The sequence below is a fragment of the Pontibacter sp. GD13 genome, assembly GCF_058216355.1.
Map to the genome: position 1 here is coordinate 42731 of NZ_JBYZMQ010000012.1, position 20620 is coordinate 63350.

Here is a 20620-nt window from a genome sequence, read left to right on the forward strand (position 1 = left end):
TTGATATCTTTTTCTCTTTACTGCACTATAAATTAACTTAAATGTCAATCATTTAAGTTAATTTAAATCCTTGTGAGGTAACACCTCTAACCACTTGTGTGATAGAATAGAGTTGCTCCTAGTATTGTATATTTTATAAAATAACAGGGATAAAAGTGATTGATCGTACCGATGATTAGTCTTATTACTACCGTAAGGACAAATTATAGATTTGTTTCTTGCTGCCTCTGTCCACTCAGATACTAATTGAAAATTACGCTTGTTATTGGCAAGACCAATCAAACCGCCGCTTAGCATTTTCTTATTTCCTAAACTAATTAAGTTTAATGCTTTCAAAGTACTTGGATGAGTCCACTCTTTAATAAAGGCACCTGAAAATGGGGAATAGAATCCATTAAATTGTATAGATGCCCTAATAAGTAACAATTGTCTCCTAATAAAACAACCTGCATCTAACCATAATAAGGATTCTCCACTTTCTAAGGTATTATATTCATCTGCAATCAATACTGGCTTCCATGCATATTGCCCAGAATTAATCTTTATATTAAAATATTCAGGATAATCTGAATAGTTAAAATTTTTTATTATAATATCAGGATGTAAATAAACCAATAAACTTATTTCATGATTTTGTAATCCTAAGTTATATATCACAACTTTAATATTCCCCTTTTCAAATACTTTTAATGAGTTAATTAGTTGTAGCATACTATAAAAATGACTACTATCTGCACCTGTAATTATTTTAAGCTTTTTATCACGAAGGAAGAAGTATGCTAAAGCTTGACAAGGTAACAGAAATAGCCTTATGAATATACTTGACATTTTTTTCTAATTCTTTAAAAATAATGGTTTAAAAGGGTTAAATTTGGAGTAAAACTTATTAAAATAAAATTACATTAAAGTACATCTAAGTTTCAAGTAAAGCCATTTTAATATATATGTCTCCAAATCCTTGGCCTTCAAACTTTTCATTCTTAAGTAGTGACAAAAAGCTATAGTAATTTACCCAATCTTTAAGAGCCCATAACATACTTTCCCCAACGGAATAATTAATTAAAATACTTTTATCTATTTGATGTAGATGCAACAAACATTGAATTAGGTTTTCTCTAAGCTCAGGTAATGTATATTCTATGCTGATCATTTTTAACCCTGAGCTTAGACCTTTTAAAACTTCAAATTCAAAACCCTCAACATCAATTTTGACAAAAGCTGGAGTGCCATACAACTTAATTAACTCATCAAGTGTAGTCATATCAACACGTTCTACTCTATCATAATTAATTTTAAATCTATTTGGAGCAACTGTATCAATCCAATCATTTGAAAATGTTGCTAAAACAGAATACTTGGTCTTAAAAAGTTGCTTTGTTTCAACTTTAGCACCTAATCCTTTTTGAATGATTGTTATTCGATCCCTGTATTTTAGTTTTAATAATTTACAACATTCTTTCTGAGGTTCTACTGCAACAACTTTAGCATTCAAAGCAAGAAATGGTAGAATTCTATTTCCTTCATTAGCGCCAATATCAAATACTAAGCTTTTTTCATCAATAAAAGACGAGTAAAAAGCTATTCTTGAATTTACAAGCTGTTTATCTAACTTAAATTTTTGATTATTTATTAAAAACAATGCTTTCTCATAAATAAAAGAATAAATAGTCGCTCCAAGATTTTTTTTTAAGTATTGAATTAAATGGTGTTTCATACAAATTCTTTTTATTATTAAAAAACATAATTAAGATTAAGCACTTATATTAGATATATTTACACATACTTCAAACCCGTGCATTATTTCTAACTTTTTTAATAGTTCCCATTGAATAAACCGTAACATTATCATAAAAAACGAATGCTGTCAACGGATTTTTTAGTTAAATAGTGATCATTTTTGTTACATGCAATTACCTTATGAATAAGGATATTTTTATTTCCTATCATAAGGCTTTAGTAATTGTTAAATTCTCCTAGACTTGGATTATTCTTTCCGCCATATTTAAGAACCTTTTACTTTCTAATTCCCAGTTATATTTGATTTCTGCTAGATTCCTTGAATTCTCTTTGTGCAGTTTTAACAGCGCAGGGTTCTGGATATAGTTTTTGAACACTTTGGCTAAACTTTCCGAATCCCCGTTCTTATACACAGAGCCTATTCCAGGATTGGCTTCTAAAAATTCAAGTTGCGCTTTTGTGTCGGATAGCACTAAAGCGTTCCCAGCTATTAAATAAGTAAATATTTTGTTAGTTAGGCAATATTCTCTGTTCAAACAATAGGGTAATTCCGAACAAATACCAATATTATGTGTTACTGCAATATTAAAGAGTTCCTCTTCAGGTACAGGAGCTATAAATGTGATTAGATCCGGCAATAACGCCGCTTCCTTCGCAGTCTGTAGTATATAATCCTGCATATCAGAAGAAAGATTACCTAAAAGAGTAAGCTTTACTTGCTCTCCCTTTAGTAATCCCATAGCCTTAACAACCTGTTCTATTCCTCTATTTCGTCCTATCGTTTGAGAGAACCAGAACAGGCGCAACCCGGCTGTATTCTCTTTGGCATAAATATGTCTTAATCTGCTTAAAGGAAAAACATTGTTGATAATAACAGGCTTGAGCTCCGGAAATAAACATTTATATGCCTCTCCAATTAAAGGACTGGCAACGGTGAGATAATTTACTTTAGGAAAGTATTTGTTTTCAATCAATGTAGTTAGTCTATTCTCCGTACTATCCGTTTCAAACTCTCCTCTATGAAAATCTTCAGCATCAAAGCCTACCTTAGCGTTATGAAAATCAGCTGCTTTAACAGCTACCGGTAAAGCTCCTAAATTATGTGCAATGTATAGATCGGCTTTATGTTGCTTCGCTGTCTTCAGTAGTTCCTGCCCAAACAAAATGGTACTGTAGTCTGCTAAATTCAGAATATCGCCAACCTTTCCAAAGATACCAAAAAGCACCTTCCGCCTCATTCGGGCCCATTTATAAAGGTTTTTATGCTGAAGAGGATGGTAGCCTGCCTGTATAAAGCTAATTCGGGGATGTTTCTGAAATAACTGCTTATCGAAAGTATCTGCCCAGGGAGAGATCGGCACATAGATAACCGTAACATTATAACCTGCCTGGTCTAAAACAACAGCCTCTTTTACTAAACGAGGATTGGCGGAGGGCTGGCCTGAAGAGATGAGAAGAAGATGCTGCTTCATCACTAAAATGCTTGCAATCTTTTATTAGCCAGCAAAAGATCATAAACTGCGAAATAGTTCTCTCTTTCCTTTGTAAAGCCTATAGGTAGTAATTCGTTTGCAACCACATCATATTTACAGAGAGTATAGTTATACAAGCTTAATAATTGTAATAAACTGTTAATACTTACACCTGAGTTTTTTACAGCCTGATTTATTTCCAACTGTAAAATATGAATTAACTTGTCGGCTAACAGCTGCTGGGCTCCTTTTAGAACATTATACTCAAAGCCCTCAACATCTATCTTAACATAAGTAAAATAGCTAATATTAATCTGCTTAACATAATTATCTAATTTTATTGAATTAATTTGTATCATTCCTTTCTTAAATTGAGGTGAAATATGATTCTCTCCATCTAATCCTGTAGTAAAATTAAAGTTTACCATCATAATCAATTACTACCACATTATCTGATATAATTATGTTTTGCAGATTATTTGCTTCTAATTTTCTTGAAGTCTTTTATAATTCTTCTGATCGGGTTCAAATGAGTGTATCTTGCCAAGCTTAGAAACAAAAATTGACATCCATATGCTATAAAAGCCCATGTTAGCTCCTATATCCGCAACATGATCATCTTCTTTGATGTATTTGCTTATAAGATTAAATTCTACCCAATCCACTAAGTAGTTATACATCAGCCACATACTCTGAAAAGAATCGTGATTCTAATACAGGAACCTTTTGCCCCAGAATTTATATTTAATTCCTTCTAATTTCAGAAGCTTAATAGATTACCATGTAAGAAAACGCCACAGTGCAGCTACAGGGTAATTTTTATTATAGGGCGCTTTAAACAGAAAGCGTAGAGAATTTAGTGCCATTTTTATATTGCATTTAATTCTTAGTCAAACAGGCTTAAATACTTATTTGAAACCACCGATACATCAAATCGCTGGGCAGCAATTGAACGACAGATTCTCCGATCAATGCTCTTTATTTTAGAAACCTTATTTACCATTTCAACAAAATTATTAACTACAAAACCTGTCAAACCATCCTTAATAACTTCAGGCACAGACCCTCTATTGAATCCAATTACAGGAGTGCCACAAGCCATTGCTTCAGCCATTACCATCCCAAATGGTTCATTCCATTCTATAGGAAACAACAATGCTTTTGCCCTTCCAAGATAATCGTTCTTCTGTTTATCATTTACCTGTCCGATGTAAACAATCTGATTATTGTCAATAAAAGGCTCAATCTCTTTTTTAAAATACTCCAATTCTTCTGGCAATGGTGATACATTACCAGCAATAATTAATTTATTTCCTGTAACTTTAGCAACTTTAATAGCAGTGTGGCAGCCTTTCACTTTTTCTAATCTACCCAGAAATATAAGTGGAGCATCTTCTTCAACTGCAGTATTCAAGGAGTAATTGTAAAATGGAATGGCGTTATAAACTGTCTTCCAATTACCCGCCACATTACCTCTGGAAACTAAATCATTGCTGCAGCCAGTAAAAACAATATTCCTATTTGGCAGCATGTTAATCAAACTAATATTTCTTTTGCTGATTTCACGGCCATAAGTCATAATTTTTTTTACATTCTGATTCAGAATAGGCAACAGGTACACCAACCGACCGAAGTTATGAATCAGGTCAAAATCTACATGGTGCTTCCATAAAAACCTCCATGCTACCGGAATAGCTTTTCTCGCATCCCACTTTTTAGGTGGAAAACCTTCTTTTCCAAAAGGATGCATCACGCATCCTTCTACTAGCGAACCCGTTGTAACTAACAAATGAACCTCATGTCCAAGCTGTTGGTACTCTTTCGCAAACATATATACCAGCCGTTCATGCCCTCCGTAACCTTGCGGCGGCACAAGTATACCTGGATCCATTACGAGAAGTATTTTCATGATAATTTTAAAGGAATTGTCTATATAAATTATATAATATAGAAGAGTTTGCTATATTCCATTTATTCAATAGTATGAATCATAATTATACAGTACCATCTAATTGATAAGCTTATATAGCAATAAATTACCCTGAGCTATATTTACTTTATAAGCTCTTATTAAATTGTTAAAAAGCAATTTATGTTGATTAAATAAGTATCTTGCTCTACTATAGAAAGGGATAGGAGAAGCCATATCTATAATTATTTGACAATGCATCTTATACCTCAGAACAACATAATCAGTGTCAGTTGTACCTTTTGAATATTCTTGTTCAGGATGTCTGCGCCAGTGTATGAGGCTTGGTTGTATTAATGTCATTGAATGACTTTTCGCTAATAACAACCAAAAAGCAGTGTCACCAATAAAGCGTTTTTCAGGAAATCCGTTTAAATTTCGAAAATTATCAGTTCTGATGATAGCGCATGAAGGGCCACAATTAAGAATACCTCTACCATCAAAATATTCTTTATAAATTTCCCTTCCGCTCTTGATTGGAGTTGTACCTAAAGCATATAAGCTATCATGAGAGAGACCGAAAGCAGCGTCAGGATGCTTTTCCATAGCAAAGTAAAATTTACTAAGCCCTTCTGCTATTATTAAATCGTCTGAGTCCAGATATTTTAAATATTTGCCTACTGCATAACTTGCAGCCTTATTCCTATTTGGATAGTCGCCTAAGTTTTTGTCATTTCTATACAACCTTACTCTTTGATCCTTTTGTTGATAAGAAAGTGCTATATCAAAAGTATTGTCGGTAGAACAGTCATCAACAATTATCAATTCGAAATCTCTAAAGGTAGAGACTAAAACACTTTCAATAGACTCCGCGATATACTTTTCCCGGTTATAGGAAGTCATTAGTACACTAATAATGGGAAGAGACATAGCAATAGATGTAAAACTAGGTTAATTGAAGAGATGAAGTATCGTATATCTCTAACAATCTCAGTAGATATTTCAAAAATAATTATTTAAACATAAATATTGCTTTCTCTATGAAATTTTTTAAACTAGTAAAAAATGTTTTTTAACATTCCATGAAGAGTAATGTGAGGGTGGAGATCTACCACACCTAGTACTTTATCTCTTGATTTTTTACCATAGTACAGCCACATTTCTCTTTTCAGCCATGCTCGTTCCATCGCATTAGCGAATGAAGATACAGTGGGAGCCTCTGCAATAAAACCTGTTTCGTTTTCAGTTACCAACTCAGCGTTACCTCCAACATCTGTTACGACAGACGTTCTTCCACAAATCATGGCTTCAACAAGAGATATAGACATGCCTTCTGTTGCTGATGGAATAAGTAAAATATTGTTTTTTTTCCAGACCTCCTGAATGTCTTTTGTATATCCATGAAAACAGATCTTATTTTTTATAGAATAAAATTCCGCGAGCTTTTCTAAATAGTCACGACCATAACCACTTCCATAAATATTTAAATACCAGTCCCTACTTTTCCACTTATTATCTGATAATACTTTAAAAAGGGTATCATGACCTTTACTTGCTGTTAAAGAACCTACTATAGCAAAATTTATCTCTCTGGAAGTAGGATAATGTACATAATCATAATTAGGTAAGTTTAATGGATTCCAAGTAATGAAGGCGTTGGTCAAATTTAAGCACAATTTCCTTTCCGTAATTTCCTTCATTCTTTTAGATACAAACAAAACATGAATTGCATTTCTAAAAATGTCAACGGCTTCAGGAAAAATATATGAATTTGGTATATCACTATATTGCGCATGGCTATGGCAAACGAGCGAGTATGGAATATTGTTCTGACGTAGTAAATGGTACAGCCTTTTATGGTGTATAGCAAGATCAAAATTATCACCCTGACTAATCAAAACTATATCTGGCGCAAAATTAATGATTTTGTTATACCCTGTATCTAACATAGGTATTCGGGATTTTAGAGCAGTAAGTACCTTTCGAATTACATTTGCAGAAGGATTATGTTTATCTCTAAAGTGTATCTTAGCACCTTTATCTTGGAGCCTGACCAGTGCTTCTGGTAGCTTGTCCCACTTATACACAGAAGCTAATATAGAGTCTCCTGTTTGTAAAGCATAGCTTGCAGTAGTACTCCATAGTGCTTCACTCCCACCCCACGGCAAACCTCCCATTAATGAGACAAATGCTATTTTCATCATTTAGCTTTTATGAGAACAGTTGACAGTTAATTTATTTATTTAACTTTTCTATTAATAACTTTTTTGTAGAAGGTAATATAGTTATGAACTAAGCTGTCTTCTTCATTAATAACAATTCGTCTGCATGATAATTGTTTTTGGTCAAGACCAGGTTGTAAAGCAAGTTTAGTAACAGCTTTATATATCTGCTTCGCAGACATTGGATTAATCAAAAGGCCAAACTTATCTGAAGTTATCATGTCAGCCATGCCACCTATTTTGCTACCAACTACAGGTAAACCTGCTGCTAGTGCTTCTTTACATGTGTATGAAAAGCTTTCAAAAAGACTTGGCAGCAAAGCAAAATCAGCTCGAGCAAGTTCAGCAGGAATTTGCTCGTAAGCCATGCCGTCCATAAACTCTACCTGATGAGCAACACCTATTAACTGTTGATGCATCCACTCTCTCATACTCAAGTTCTGTTTATGTGAAGGACCATCATTCCCGATGATTTTCCAGGACCAGTCTGGGTTTCGGGATAGAAAAAGCTTCATAGCTTTTGTCGCATCAACCATACCTTTCAATACATTCAGTCTACCAAAGAAAACGACTACTTTGCTGGAAGACGGTCTTGGGATAGACAAAAAATCATTATTAGGCATGAAGATGTTAGGTAAAACTTTTATAGTCTCCTTTTGAAGTTTCCAGTTTATAATAGCCCAGTTTTTCATCGCATTTGAGGGTGCTACAATTGCATCAGCTAATTTTACAAACTGATAATCTAAATCAGATAAATAATCATTTTTGCGCCAAAATCCCAAGTCCCATTTTCCTCTTTTTAATGCACCCGCTACGAATCGCAACTTTGTTTTAAGAGGCGTGTAGGCTTTTTTTAACTTTTCAATAAGATAGTTGGGGGCATGAAGTCTTACAATTAGTGGTAAGAAAGGTAATGCTTTCTTTATCTCTTCAGCATTTCCATGAATTTCAGGGGACTCTATTAAATCAAAAGGTAGTAAATGATGTTGCTCTAAAAATGGTTTAGTAATATTTTTTTTGAAAGTGTATGGATCATCACACTTGACACAAATCACTTTCACTCCATGTTCATCTAATGTGCTATCATGCATAAAACTTCCACAAAATACAGTAACATCTAAACCTTCTTGTTTTAATGCGTGAGCTACTTGTTTTGTATAAGTACCGATGCCTCCTAAGCCAACATAAGAGGGGTATTCGTACGTGATAAAAGCAATACGCATAAACTACTGAATGTATTTTTTTATTTGCTTCAACTTCATTAAGTAGCTCTGCGGTACTACATTTGTTTTTAGCCACAAATCCCACTGCTTCTTTTTCATCTTGAATCCTTTCAGAGACTTTACATAATGCATTAATGCTGCTGTTGATTGAATATTATTTTTAACATAACATTTGGTAGCATAATGCAAGGCGAACTCTGCTAAAAGTGCAGTAGTGTTAACAGCATTAATGTCCCAGTATTTGATATATTCATCATGATTTACTTTGATCTGATCAGTAAGTATGGACGGAGCATTTAGCTGACTCAACAAGGACAATCTAAGTTTATTAAATTCTTCATCAAATCCTTCGCTTTCAGCAATAGATTTAGATTTTAGATGTAATCTAAAATAAGTATAAATATCATTTGTTTGAATTATTCCTGATTGTCCAAATTTTAATAAATAGCTCCACCACAACTCCCTGTCCATTACATACTGAAGCGAAACATTCAATGGAAAAAATGACTCTACAGCAGATCTTCTAAAAAAAGTACATGGTTGATCTATGATGCCTATTAAAATTGTTTCTTCTAAGTTAGGTTTAATAATTGATCCATAGTGTAGAACTTTTTTATCAGCAACACCATCTTCGAACGCCCATTCCTTTCCACATACAACATGCACGTCAGAATTTTTAGAAAAAGCTTCAGCGACTTTCCAAAGGGTATTACTTTCATAATAGTCATCACTGTTCAACCAGTTGAAGATATCACCTGTGCTTTTAGCAAAACCCTTATTGATGGCGTCTGTTTGTCCTTGATCAGGCTCGCTTATCCAATAACTAATTTTGCTCTTGTACCTTTTGATTATGTCAACTGTACAATCTGTACTTCCACCGTCGATAATGATATATTCTAGATTAGGATAGTTTTGATTTATAACTGACTGTATAGTTTGTTCAATAAAATTACCTTGATTATAGGATGGAGTAATTATTGTAATCTTAGGTAGATTAATCATCTATTTTATAACCTAATATTTTGAGATGAGGTTTCCAGAACTCTATATTATCCTTATGATACCAGGCATGGCAGCCAAAGGGCAAGTCCCCTCTTGTAAATTTTAAACACTCAGATGGTGAAGTTTCAAATGAAAAGTATACAGCTTCACTACTCAAAGGTATTCTAAAATTTTTCTCTCTAGAAGATACAAACTTTGCCCAGAAAACATCTTCATTAAAATTTAGATGAGGAATAATTAACTTATACTTTTCTAACATTTCAATATGAGAACTTACTTTTCTTAGAGAAAAACCACCATTACCAACTAATCCATCTTTATTCATTAACAATCTCATAAGACAACTATACCTTGCCCATATTGGTAACTTTGTGTTTATATAATTATAATTTTGCCATTTAATTTTAAACCATGGAGCTCCAACATAATCATAATTTTGTTGAGTCCAATATTCCAACTTGTTTTGCAAAACTAAAGCGTCAAGCTGATAAATTAATATAAACTCAAAGGAAGAAAAGGAAGAAAAGAAATCAATGCTAAGAAGTAAATGATTATAACTATCCGTAGAAACAAAAAAATCGGGTTCAAAATATACAGATTCAAAGTTTAATCCATTCTCTATAAACCTTTTTTTATAACTACTTATATTTAAACCTATAGGATGTACAAAGAAAATAGGATAGTTTGGCAGAACTTTAATTAATTGATTTAAAGAAATCTGTTCAAACTCACTTATACTTGACTTGTATAGAGGAATTACAATTGCTACAAGTTCCATTTTTCAATCTCTGTAGGCGAATATATTTACTTGTAAGTCCATGTTAACCATAGTTTCTCTATCAATAAATGGCCTAGTTCTATTGAAAGCTTCAGTAATGTGATATCTAAACCCACTGTTTTGTATTCCCCTCAAAATATCATGCAACTTCTGAGGTTTAGTAGCATATGAATGGTACTCTATAAATAATTTGTTAACGTTATTTAAAGATGATTCAATATCAAAAAAGACTTCATTTTCAGCTCCTTCTATATCAATTTTTAACAAATCAACCTTTTCATTTAAAAGATCTTTCAACCTTTGAGAAGGCACATTTATTAGTTCGTTTATGTCCTTTTCATATGCTATTCGACCAGAGAATCCACCCTCAGAACTAAAACTTATCCCATCATTATGAATCCATATTGCTTTTTGTTCTAATATAACATCTTTGTGTTCTAGACTTTGAATATTCTTCTCAAGAACTTTAAATATGTTAGGATCTGGTTCAAAACCACGAATTAAACTATTAGGGAAAATTCTTTTAAAATATATAATACTAAGACCGATATTTGAACCACAATCAATTATGTAAGGTGATTTTGTATCAGTACAAAATTTATAAATTTCTTTAAATAATATTTCACTACCGCCATATAGAAAAGTAACCGCATCACAAAACTTAATAGAGTCTCCAAAAAGGTCAGACTCACCAGGTGTAAATCTTTCTAAGCTTTTTAGTCTCTTTTCTTCGCAGTGTACTTTCCTTCTTTTAGAAACATAATTTTTATAGACATATTGTAATGACTTTTTTATTTTCATTTTTCCAATTATATTATTGAGAATGAATAATTTGCAAGAATAAAATATATAAAAGCAGGGTTTATTAGAACCTGTTTTATATCATGATAAAAAAAGATCTTAGGCTAAGATAATACCTTCATTGTATAGTACAGCATTATTAAAGATTATATCATTAAGATAGTTTATAAAATATTTATTAACATACCGTCTATAATATTTTAGCTTTTGAGTGCATTTCTTAATTTCATAAACCACTTAACTATAAAAATTTTTTTTATAGCTATTTTAAAATAAAAGAAATTTTGAAAACTTTCTTTCAAATACAAAGGTTTAAGTATATCTTTTTCGTAATTATAATTTATTCTAAAGTTATTTGTATGAATTAATGGAAATTCAAGTTTATTCACCTCTAAATTTGCAGCAACATGATTTATAGATTTTGTATGTGTGGCATACTCGCCAAAGCCAATATTTTTAATTAAATTCTGTGAAGATATTATACTCTTTTTTCTCCATAATAACTGATAAAATACCCATTGGTAATCCCATGTATCATATTTATTATCAACTAAAAAGTTAAAAACGCTTTCCCAATATTTAAACCATTTTAAATCGTAATCAAAAATACTATCCTTTAATCTACTTCTAATAAAAGTTTGCTGATTCAGTGTTTGCCACTCATCAATATCATATTTTACATTATTAGCTACTCTTCTCCAAGTACCCCACCCCCATACATTCATCATTCTTGAGTAAAAATAGGATGTTTTATTATAATCGTAACCAAAATTACATCCATTCACTGACATGATGTCTTCATTGTATTGATACCGAATAAGCATTTCTTGGCAGAAATAAAAAAAAGAAACAGATGGCAAACAATCATCCTCAAGTATAATACCTAACTCTTCTTGTTCAAAAAACCAATCTATTGCGCCACTAACAGCTAGTTTACAGCCCAAATTGCGGGTTCTATAAAGGTATTTTACTTCACAATCCCATGTGACATAGGTTTGAATTACTGCCCTCGTAGCAGTACAAAGGTTTTCTTCATCTAATTTATGTAATCTAGGTCCATCAGCTGCTACATACAGCTTTTTTGGTTTTATTTTTGCAATTTGCTTTAACACTTTAGTTGTAGTATCAGGGCGATTAAATATTAAAAACAAAATTGGTGTGTTATACATAATATTTAATCAATAAAAGATTAAGTAATAAAAAAGTAATAAGAGTAAGTATTAAAATTGAAATAATCAGGATGTAAGCTGACATTCTCTGGCATAGAACAATAGTTTACCTGACATGCTCCACTTAACATTTTACTTTCGTAATCCCCTCACACTAAATTATGGAGGGGTTGCGAAAGAAAAATGAAACTGTAAGCCTTCTGCTACTATTGTTAGCAGTAGTGTAAGGTCAAGTAGTGGCTATTACAATTAAATTAAAATCTATTTACTCATTCTTTTAACAATTACCTCAAGTTGTTCTATATCAACAATCAAATTAGCAGTATGTGAATCTTCATCAACGTTTTCTTTATTACACATATAGTAGTAATAATTCAAGCCCAAAGCTGACGCCAAAGAAAAATAGCAATTATTATGATTATCATTAACAGCTCTTAATTCCATTACATTACTACCTTGTTGCATAAACAACATATTTGTTAAGCCTGCCCCATGATTAGAAATCAAATATTTTGTTTGGCTGAATAATTCTAACTGCTCCATAAAACTCATTTCTTCACAAAATACTTTATCAAAACCTTCAACCTCTAGTATACTTTCTAGCTCAATCTCATTTAGAATTTTTCTACGCGAGGCTCTACTTCGGCTAATATATATTTTTCTACTACCTACCGAGAGGTCAATTTTACTTAAAAGAACTTCTCTAAGCCTTTGTAATATTTGCTCATTATAATTGCCTGTTAAAGCTAAATGTTTAGGAAAAGTAATTTTCCTAAAGAAATAGTAATGGCTTTCTTTTAGGTAAGTAACCTTAGTAATGCCAAAAAAGGAAAGGCTATCTTTAATGAATTGGTATTTTGCTGCTTCTGAAGCCAGTACTATTCCATCTCTTTGTGCATTTTCCAGTATCAAAAACAACCTAGGCAATGAATCTAGCAACCAGTGAAAATAACCGTAACTCCAAGCATCACTAATCATACAAGTATTATTATCTGATACATGAGCTTTTCTTTTTTGCACCTTTCTCAAAAAATTAAATAGCAAATGCCATTTCGATCTGTATGAAAATGTAAGCATATGATACTTAGCGCTTTCTGGAAGAAGATCCCCTACAGTTAACAAACGTAAAGAACCGTCTACCACGATGTTTTTTAATTCTAAAATCTCAGGTAGTGGAATCTCTTTTTCAACCTCATGAAAAAATATGCTCGCATCTTCTGCGCAATAATTAACCGGAAGTTTTCTAACTAATTTCAATACTATAGGATGAAATAATAGAAATGTATTTTTTATTTAACTAACAGCTTTTAACAGTATATTATGTAACTTTTCAGTTATTATCTCAATACTTAGGCTTTCTTCAACTTGATCATGTGCGTTAGTACCAATGATATCAGCAAATGCTGGATTCTGTAGGACACTTATCATATTTTCAGCCATACCTTTATAATCTAATTCATCACACAGTAATCCAGTATGTCCATGCTTAATGACGTCAGATATACCGTTATGATTGGTAGATATTACAGGTAAACCTTTCGCCATCGCTTCTATGACCGCTACTGGTGTACCTTCAGAATCATTGTTACTAGTATGGATAGAATGCTGTACAAAAGCTCTACAATTATCCATTTTTTGAGAGACTTCCTCGTTTGTTAACACTCCAGTAAATTCGACTTTATCTTGTATCTTCAAAGCTTTTACCAGCTGAATGCAGCAATCCAGGAGAACGCCAATGCCCCCCATCACAAGCTTAGCATTGGGGTATTGTTTTTGTACCTCATTAAATGCTAAAATTGTTAAGTATGGAGCTTTCTTATCTGTGAACCTGCCTACACAAAAAAATATATCTTCGTTAAGAGATGGTTTAGTTAACTTAAATAATTTTAAATTTATACCATACCTCAATTCGACTAATTTGCTTTTCGGCAATCCCGCTTTTAGCAGCTGCGCAGTAGAAAAGCTATCGACAGAAATTATCTTTGTTGCGATTTCAAAGAGTCTATCAAAATCTTTTTTATAAACTTCCGCATGCTTATTCTGAATAATATCACCACCTCCATGCGTATGTACAACTAAAGGAATATCTAATTCCTTGCAAGCTTCCATTACTACAATGCCCTTAAGCATGAATTCAGCTAATACTACATCAATTTTATTTGTTACTAGATAAGACTGAAAAGCTTTTTTTTGAAGTTTAAAGTCTGTTCTTGGTAAACCTGAGATATAGGCGGGTGCTCTGTTGAAAAGAAAAGCTGGTAAAAGTTTAACAGCTTTTCTAAGAAAGTTTTTAAGTTTGCCTTTCTTGAAGTATATATCCTGAAGCCTAATATTAGACACATCAAATTCGGGTAATCCAGGACCATTAACAGGAAAAATATTACCAGGTAGGTAACATATATGATTTTTAATAAATGTTTCTGAATACACATCCTTATTAGGATGAACAATACATATATTCAATTTTGAGTACATCAAAAAATAAAATTTGAATATCCGAAGTTTAAATTTTATTAAGCTTTCTGCTACTACAACTCTTCAGCAGAGATCTAAATTCTATGAATTTTATTTTTTTGACTAGCTGACTGTTTGAAAAATATAAATACTGCAATGTTGTTATTTCTTTTTCTTTTTTACTTTTAAAAATTTCATTTGTTGAAACTCCTCCTGTATAGAATGTTGTAATAAGCGAATCAACATATTTGAATTTAGCATTTGACCTTATAAGTGCTCTTAAATTCCATTCGTAATCAGCTAGAATAGGAAAACATAAATCAAACATACCATATTTTATAAATGAAGCTCTGTTATAGATTGTAGCAGGATGAGGAAAATTATCATTTTTTAATTGAATCTTATCTTTAATATGACCGTGATCAGAATTAATAACATGATTATTGATAGTATCAACCCAAACAATTTTACCATAAAAAACATCTGCTTCTCCTACATTTATTTTAGATATAAATGCTTCTAATGAATAAGAACAGACAAAGTGATCACCTGCATTTAAAAATAGGATTAAGTCGGCTGAAGCATGTCTAATACCTTTATTCATGGCATCATATAAGCCATTATCATCTTCAGATACAAATGTAGATACTATGCTCTTCCATTGCTTACAGATATTAACTGTCTCATCAGTTGAATTTCCGTCTATGATGATATATTCAATTTTCTTATAAGTTTGCTCTGCCACACTTTTTAATGTTGGTAGTAGTAGTTTTCCAGGGTTCTTACAGACTGTAATTATGCTAACAACAGGAGACTTCGTCACAATTTACTTGATTGTTTACACTAACTTTTTTAGCCTATAAAAAAAAGGTGGAACTATATCCTTTAAGACCACTTTTGCCATATTTGACTTATTGGCTTCAACAGGTTGAGAAGATTCCTCCAACTGTTTTAATAATCTGCAACTTTCTTTATAAAATATTACCACCTTATTTGCCATCAAATCTTTTTGATAAGATTGGTATAGATCAATCAGATCTGACCTCCCTTCAAGGCTAAATCTATTATAGTATTCTTTACAAAGCAAAGTAGGTGATTTAAAACTATACGAACTAAAATGATAGAACACCAAGTCTGATGCATCATTGAGTGAATAGCCATAGGAAGTAGAGCCTGTTATTCTTCTTTCATGTAGGTTCCAGGGGGCCATATTATAACCATATTCCTTCAATATCTCAACATTATTGAATAGCAATGGAACAAGGTTAATCCACAATTGATCAACAAAGAGTCCTTCGCTCACCCTGTTGAACCCTAATGTTAGCGTTCTTTCTTCCCACCAGTTCAAAAAATCCAGTACACTGCCGCTCATCATATTAAGTGCGATAAAACCTAAATTATATATGCCATAGTTTAGAAAATTACTTTCCTGAGGTTTATAACCATCCTGAGGGATAGGAGTCTGAATATGGGGTGTTAAAAGTATATCGCTGGATTTTAAACGATTAATTATATCTGTCAGTGGTGAAAAGACCTTTATATCTGGATCGAAGTAGATAACATTATCACATTCAAAGTTTGCTGCTAAAAACTTAAAGTAACTAGCTTTAACAGCTGTATTCAGTTCTACTATATTGTATTTGTTACAAAGTGCTGGCAAATTTGCAAGGCCTATCTGTTCAACCGGAACTATAACAGCGGGATGAAAAAAAGAATAATCAACATCAGGTATTAATTCATCTACCAAGCCAATAACAATTTTAAAGTCTGAATGATGAATGTGAACTGAATCAATGAGAGTTTTAGCTTGCGCTAAATAATTATTTGAGCAAATTGTAAAAACTAAATTCACGATATATCATTAAGAGCTTCAATGAATATTTTCTTTAAATTACTTTTATAACCCTGCTGGCTATTATTATTTCTAATGTAATTTATTAAACGTGCCGATTTGTCTTGCATATCACTTATGGAAAGATTCTGATATTCATAGATTGCCTGTTCTATGCCATCTGTAGAGAAATCATGTATTTGAATCTCATCATTATTGAAGTTAGCTCCAATATTTTTTGTTACTATTGGTATAAGACCACCAGCAGCTAATACATTCAAAATCCCACCACCTCCACCTTCTGAAACAGAAGGTGCAATAACGGCACAACATTTATACATTAATTCAAAAAACTTTGGAGAGGTAAGAGATACAAAACCAAGATTAAAAATATTATCCATTTTCAACTCTTCACTATACGCTTCTATAAAACTTACCTCCGCAGAATGTAAGCCACAGATGTATAAATTACCGATAGTATAAGTTTTAAAAAAGTCTAAGACAATATCTAAACCTTTATGGACAGCACCCCGGCTTCCAAACCAAAGAAAATTATTTTTATTATTGATGTAATCTTTTTCCTTCAAATTTATACTTCCAACATCGTAATAAAATAAATTAATATTTTTTATATGTCCAGAAGTTTCATTTTTATAAGTATCTGCTACAAAAGAATTTCCCAAAGCGATAATCAAATCTGCAAATCTAATCTGCATTCTCCATGATTCTCGATTGACCCTAGCAGAGCTAAATGGTAATAGACCTTTTTTTTTCCAAACTTGCTCTACTCTTTTCAAAGAAGCTTGGTCAGAAAAACTAGTGTCACATCCATTTCTATAAAGTAGTAATTTAAATTTTTTGCTTTCAAACCTTTGGAGCATTTGCTCTACAGGTTCTCCAGCTCCAGTAACTACATTATATTCATACTGTGATTCAAAGTTGTAGTCATTATAATCAACTATGTCAACTATATATCCTAATTCATGCAGCAATTCACAAATGGTAATACATTCAAATGAATTAGTGTGTGCTAAAGATTTTTCTCTAGTTCTGTAGGGATGGGTAATAAAAGAAACCAATGCTCTTTTACTGAAAGAGGAATCAAATATATTAAAGGGCACAAGTCCATCATAAACGCAATCTCTTTTACTATATTTAGATGTTTTGTAGAATAGGCGTCTAAACCTTATGTAAAATTGCTTTACTAACTGCCGCAAGTCTATAGCTTTTGCCATTTCAAAACAGGAATAATAGTACCATTTCTACCTTCACCTGTAATAAATAAGGGACTATTAAAATCGTTTAACTTAAAACCCACTTCACCAGGAAATACATCAAGCATTACTTCAGAAGGTATAGCAGCAGCGGCATAAATAAAATAATGGCCATCTTTTAACAGATAAATAGGTAATTGTGTTCTGTAAATGTAAGTCCCTTTTTTCCAAATTCTAGATCGCAACTCACTAGGATTTTCGTCCCAAATTTTAGAAGAAAATATGCAATCATGCCTCACACTCCATAGTTCAAATCCCACATTATACCCTTTTCCTTCATGAAGTATTTCAAAAGAAGTTTCGACATACAAATCATCATTACTACTGAACTCTTTTTGTTCCTGCCCATTTATATTAATAACTTTAATGGAAGTAATAATTAATTTTTTTGTGATATCTGCTTTCTCTATTTCTCTATTCAATGTTAATGAACCATAATCCTTTTTGCCATAAGCAGAGTACTCATCGAGAATAGTAGTAATTGAGCCCGTCTTTACTATTCTACCATGATTCATTAATATGCCACTAGAACACAGTTTATTAATGGATGACAAATTATGACTTACAAAAAGTACAGTTCTTCCTTCACCAGCACTAACCTGCTGCATCTTTCCTAATGCTTTCGCCTGAAACTCAGCATCACCAACAGCTAATACTTCATCTACAATCAATATCTCTGGATCTAAGTGAGCAGCAACAGCAAAGGCTAATCGAACGTACATACCGGAAGAATATCGTTTAACAGGAGTATCTATGTATCTTTCAACTCCAGAAAAATTTATAATCTCATCAAGTTTTCTAAATACTTCATATTTCGTCATACCAAGGATGGCACCATTCAGGTAAATGTTATCCCTTCCGCTTAGCTCGGGATGAAAACCAGTACCTACTTCCAGTAAACTGGCAACGCGCCCTTTGATTTTTACAGCCCCTGTTGAAGGGGTGGTGGTGCGGCTTAATATTTTGAGCAGAGTAGATTTACCGGCTCCGTTTCTGCCGATAATGCCCAATACCTCCCCTTGCTTTACTTCAAAGTTAATGTCTTTTAGTGCCCAGACGTAATCGCTGTTGCCTTTGGTGCTGCGGTTATTTTCTTCACCAATTTTGAGATAAGGGTCATCTTTGCCGCGCACCAAGTGCCACCAGCGGTTCAGGTCGTGGGCAAACGTGCCGGTTCCTACTTCGCCCAAGCGATACTGCTTACTCAGGTTCTCTACTTTTATAACGGTATCTGACATTTGGTATTTCTGGTAATTTCAAGAGTATCCAACAACCCTGCATATGACCTACAAGATTCCTGCATATGACCTACAAGATTAGCGCTGTGATGCTTTTTAACTCAAATCCTTTGCTCCTATTTCTTTTATCACACCATTTTTCGCTTATCACAATGGTTCTTCTCAATTGCTTTTTAAGAGCTTTCAACTTCTCTGATGAGAGCTTCATCCCCTCCATTATATCATTCCGTAGTTTCGATACATCACTATTTTTCATAACAGATATTCCTTTATACATTCCAGCCTGTTTTTGTCGTGCACAATTTCATTTGCCCCTTTCTCTAATTCATAAACCAAAACTGGCTCTTGTTTTGAATAATTCATTTGCGATTTACAAAACCGGATGAATACCTGTTGCTGAAAACCCACCCCTAATTCCTCCGAGGAGGGGGTTTTCTACAGGCGTAATTTTAATTCCCCTCTTGGAAGGGGTTAGGGGTGGGTTATATTTCAACACATTTAGTAAACCGCATCTTGAGTTAAATATAATGAAGTTGATTTTTATATCCTGTAGAAAGTTTGTTTATGCACTTGCATTTCACCAGTCTTCTCTTGCATAAAGTCAGCTTCTAATCTGTATTAAGCGCATAAACACAACTTAAACCGTATCCATAAACGTGCGTTCTACTTTGCTGAAGGTTATCAGGCCAATAAGTAAAACAACCAGCATAAATCCAAAGCTATAAAGCATAGAAGCGGCAGAAACAGTTCCCTGGCCAAATAAAGCAAAGCGGAAAACTTCTACTATGGGGGTCAGGGGATTCCAGATGATAAACCAGCGATAACTTTTATGCGCTAAAAAGGAAAGCGGGTATACCACAGGCGTAGCGTACATTAGGAGCTGCACCGCAAAGCCGATCAGTACCGTGAAGTCCCGGTACTTGGTTGTGAGGGAAGAGATAATTATCCCAAGTCCTAACCCAAGTCCTGCCAGTAAAAGTAAGAGCACAGGCAAAAGCAGTAAGGCCCAGCCAAGGGTAAATGTTACACCCTGAGTTGCATAATATACTAACAACGTGAAAAGCATCAGGAACTGAATCCCAAATTTAACAAGATTAGACAGTACAGTAGATAAGGGTATGATCAGTCTCGGAAAGTATACTTTGCCGAAAATACCGGCATTGGCTACAAAAGTATTTGATGTTCCGGTCAGGCAGCTGGAGAAGTAGTTCCAGATGGTGATACCACTTAAATAGAAAAGTATGGGTGGGATGCCGTCGGTGGGTATGTTGGCGATATTGCTAAAAACTACAAGGAAAACAACAGTGGTAAAAATAGGCTGTATGAAGTGCCAGAGTGGGCCTAAAATTGTTTGCTTGTATTGAGCCTTAAAATCTCGTTTTACAAACAAGACCAGCAGGTCTCTGTACTTCCAGAGTTCTTTCAGTTTAAGGTCAAAAAAATGGGACTTAGGTTCGATAACCAAGTCCCATTCTTCATCTTCTTTATACTTCGTTTGCATAAAGCAAAT

The 20620-nt window shown here is 33.1% G+C and carries 18 protein-coding genes and 1 pseudogene; all 19 read right to left on the bottom strand.

The features are described from left to right. Nucleotides 1-57: 57 nt before the first annotated feature. The 19 genes and pseudogenes from AC4BAN_RS15060 to AC4BAN_RS15150 all read right to left on the bottom strand — a co-directional run bounded on the left by AC4BAN_RS15060 (nt 58) and on the right by AC4BAN_RS15150 (nt 20611). Entirely contained in the window at nt 58-828 is a 771-nt protein-coding gene (locus tag AC4BAN_RS15060; RefSeq protein ID WP_490565238.1) for a DUF1647 domain-containing protein, read from the bottom strand. 85 nt (nt 829-913) lie between these two features. After that, nucleotides 914-1714, bottom strand: a complete 801-nt coding sequence (locus AC4BAN_RS15065; RefSeq protein WP_490565239.1) for an FkbM family methyltransferase — start codon at nt 1712-1714, stop codon at nt 914-916. Between the two features lie 259 nt (nt 1715-1973). Further along, complete coding sequence (locus AC4BAN_RS15070; RefSeq protein ID WP_490565240.1) at nt 1974-3209, bottom strand: glycosyltransferase family protein; 1236 nt, start codon at nt 3207-3209, stop codon at nt 1974-1976. Between the two features lie 2 nt (nt 3210-3211). After that, nucleotides 3212-3898 (bottom strand): annotated as a pseudogene (locus AC4BAN_RS15075) (FkbM family methyltransferase). Nucleotides 3899-4095: 197 nt separating this feature from the next. Then, nucleotides 4096-5118 carry a glycosyltransferase gene (locus AC4BAN_RS15080; RefSeq protein ID WP_490565241.1) on the bottom strand — a complete coding sequence of 341 codons (1023 nt, stop codon included), beginning with the start codon at nt 5116-5118 and terminating at the stop codon, nt 4096-4098. 99 nt (nt 5119-5217) lie between these two features. Then, entirely contained in the window at nt 5218-6048 is an 831-nt protein-coding gene (locus AC4BAN_RS15085; RefSeq protein ID WP_490565242.1) for a glycosyltransferase family 2 protein, read from the bottom strand. A 125-nt stretch (nt 6049-6173) separates the two neighbouring features. Then, nucleotides 6174-7322: a glycosyltransferase gene (locus tag AC4BAN_RS15090; protein ID WP_490565243.1), complete on the bottom strand. Its 1149-nt coding sequence runs from the start codon at nt 7320-7322 to the stop codon at nt 6174-6176. Between the two features lie 35 nt (nt 7323-7357). Next, complete coding sequence (locus AC4BAN_RS15095; protein ID WP_490565244.1) at nt 7358-8563, bottom strand: glycosyltransferase family 4 protein; 1206 nt, start codon at nt 8561-8563, stop codon at nt 7358-7360. Nucleotides 8564-8566: 3 nt separating this feature from the next. Then, a complete protein-coding gene (locus AC4BAN_RS15100; protein WP_490565245.1) occupies nt 8567-9565 on the bottom strand; it encodes a glycosyltransferase family 2 protein in 999 nt (332 codons plus the stop codon). Further along, nucleotides 9558-10343 (bottom strand): DUF5672 family protein, encoded by a 786-nt coding sequence (locus AC4BAN_RS15105; RefSeq protein WP_490565246.1) that lies wholly within the window; start codon nt 10341-10343, stop codon nt 9558-9560. Before AC4BAN_RS15105 ends, AC4BAN_RS15100 begins: the two co-directional genes overlap by 8 nt. A gap of 3 nt (nt 10344-10346) precedes the next feature. Continuing rightward, the gene (locus AC4BAN_RS15110; protein WP_490565247.1) at nt 10347-11144 is read right to left on the bottom strand and encodes an FkbM family methyltransferase; all 798 of its coding nucleotides are present in this window, start codon (nt 11142-11144) and stop codon (nt 10347-10349) included. A gap of 200 nt (nt 11145-11344) precedes the next feature. Continuing rightward, nucleotides 11345-12313: a nucleotide-diphospho-sugar transferase gene (locus AC4BAN_RS15115; protein ID WP_490565248.1), complete on the bottom strand. Its 969-nt coding sequence runs from the start codon at nt 12311-12313 to the stop codon at nt 11345-11347. A gap of 261 nt (nt 12314-12574) precedes the next feature. Further along, nucleotides 12575-13570, bottom strand: a complete 996-nt coding sequence (locus AC4BAN_RS15120; protein WP_490565249.1) for a glycosyltransferase family 61 protein — start codon at nt 13568-13570, stop codon at nt 12575-12577. A gap of 36 nt (nt 13571-13606) precedes the next feature. Next, nucleotides 13607-14788, bottom strand: coding sequence for a glycosyltransferase family 4 protein (locus tag AC4BAN_RS15125; protein WP_490565311.1), 1182 nt, complete (start codon nt 14786-14788; stop codon nt 13607-13609). 28 nt (nt 14789-14816) lie between these two features. Further along, the gene (locus tag AC4BAN_RS15130) at nt 14817-15590 is read right to left on the bottom strand and encodes a glycosyltransferase family 2 protein (protein WP_490565250.1); all 774 of its coding nucleotides are present in this window, start codon (nt 15588-15590) and stop codon (nt 14817-14819) included. A 15-nt stretch (nt 15591-15605) separates the two neighbouring features. Continuing rightward, nucleotides 15606-16619: a glycosyl transferase gene (locus AC4BAN_RS15135; RefSeq protein WP_490565251.1), complete on the bottom strand. Its 1014-nt coding sequence runs from the start codon at nt 16617-16619 to the stop codon at nt 15606-15608. Then, nucleotides 16616-17833, bottom strand: coding sequence for a glycosyltransferase family protein (locus tag AC4BAN_RS15140; RefSeq protein WP_490565252.1), 1218 nt, complete (start codon nt 17831-17833; stop codon nt 16616-16618). Before AC4BAN_RS15140 ends, AC4BAN_RS15135 begins: the two co-directional genes overlap by 4 nt. Continuing rightward, nucleotides 17818-19110: an ABC transporter ATP-binding protein gene (locus AC4BAN_RS15145; RefSeq protein ID WP_490565253.1), complete on the bottom strand. Its 1293-nt coding sequence runs from the start codon at nt 19108-19110 to the stop codon at nt 17818-17820. Before AC4BAN_RS15145 ends, AC4BAN_RS15140 begins: the two co-directional genes overlap by 16 nt. A gap of 637 nt (nt 19111-19747) precedes the next feature. Beyond that, nucleotides 19748-20611 (bottom strand): ABC transporter permease, encoded by an 864-nt coding sequence (locus AC4BAN_RS15150; RefSeq protein WP_490565254.1) that lies wholly within the window; start codon nt 20609-20611, stop codon nt 19748-19750. Between the last annotated feature and the right edge of the window lie 9 nt (nt 20612-20620).

Excerpts from the sequence above, each read along its gene's own strand:
- AC4BAN_RS15060 (WP_490565238.1), bottom strand. The coding sequence starts at position 828 with ATGTCAAGTATATTCATAAGGCTATTTCTGTTACCTTGTCAAGCTTTA.
- AC4BAN_RS15065 (WP_490565239.1), bottom strand. The coding sequence starts at position 1,714 with ATGAAACACCATTTAATTCAATACTTAAAAAAAAATCTTGGAGCGACT.
- AC4BAN_RS15070 (WP_490565240.1), bottom strand. The coding sequence starts at position 3,209 with ATGAAGCAGCATCTTCTTCTCATCTCTTCAGGCCAGCCCTCCGCCAAT.
- AC4BAN_RS15080 (WP_490565241.1), bottom strand. The coding sequence starts at position 5,118 with ATGAAAATACTTCTCGTAATGGATCCAGGTATACTTGTGCCGCCGCAA.
- AC4BAN_RS15085 (WP_490565242.1), bottom strand. The coding sequence starts at position 6,048 with ATGTCTCTTCCCATTATTAGTGTACTAATGACTTCCTATAACCGGGAA.
- AC4BAN_RS15090 (WP_490565243.1), bottom strand. The coding sequence starts at position 7,322 with ATGATGAAAATAGCATTTGTCTCATTAATGGGAGGTTTGCCGTGGGGT.
- AC4BAN_RS15095 (WP_490565244.1), bottom strand. The coding sequence starts at position 8,563 with ATGCGTATTGCTTTTATCACGTACGAATACCCCTCTTATGTTGGCTTA.
- AC4BAN_RS15100 (WP_490565245.1), bottom strand. The coding sequence starts at position 9,565 with ATGATTAATCTACCTAAGATTACAATAATTACTCCATCCTATAATCAA.
- AC4BAN_RS15105 (WP_490565246.1), bottom strand. The coding sequence starts at position 10,343 with ATGGAACTTGTAGCAATTGTAATTCCTCTATACAAGTCAAGTATAAGT.
- AC4BAN_RS15110 (WP_490565247.1), bottom strand. The coding sequence starts at position 11,144 with ATGAAAATAAAAAAGTCATTACAATATGTCTATAAAAATTATGTTTCT.
- AC4BAN_RS15115 (WP_490565248.1), bottom strand. The coding sequence starts at position 12,313 with ATGTATAACACACCAATTTTGTTTTTAATATTTAATCGCCCTGATACT.
- AC4BAN_RS15125 (WP_490565311.1), bottom strand. The coding sequence starts at position 14,788 with ATGTACTCAAAATTGAATATATGTATTGTTCATCCTAATAAGGATGTG.
- AC4BAN_RS15140 (WP_490565252.1), bottom strand. The coding sequence starts at position 17,833 with ATGGCAAAAGCTATAGACTTGCGGCAGTTAGTAAAGCAATTTTACATA.
- AC4BAN_RS15145 (WP_490565253.1), bottom strand. The coding sequence starts at position 19,110 with ATGTCAGATACCGTTATAAAAGTAGAGAACCTGAGTAAGCAGTATCGC.
- AC4BAN_RS15150 (WP_490565254.1), bottom strand. The coding sequence starts at position 20,611 with ATGCAAACGAAGTATAAAGAAGATGAAGAATGGGACTTGGTTATCGAA.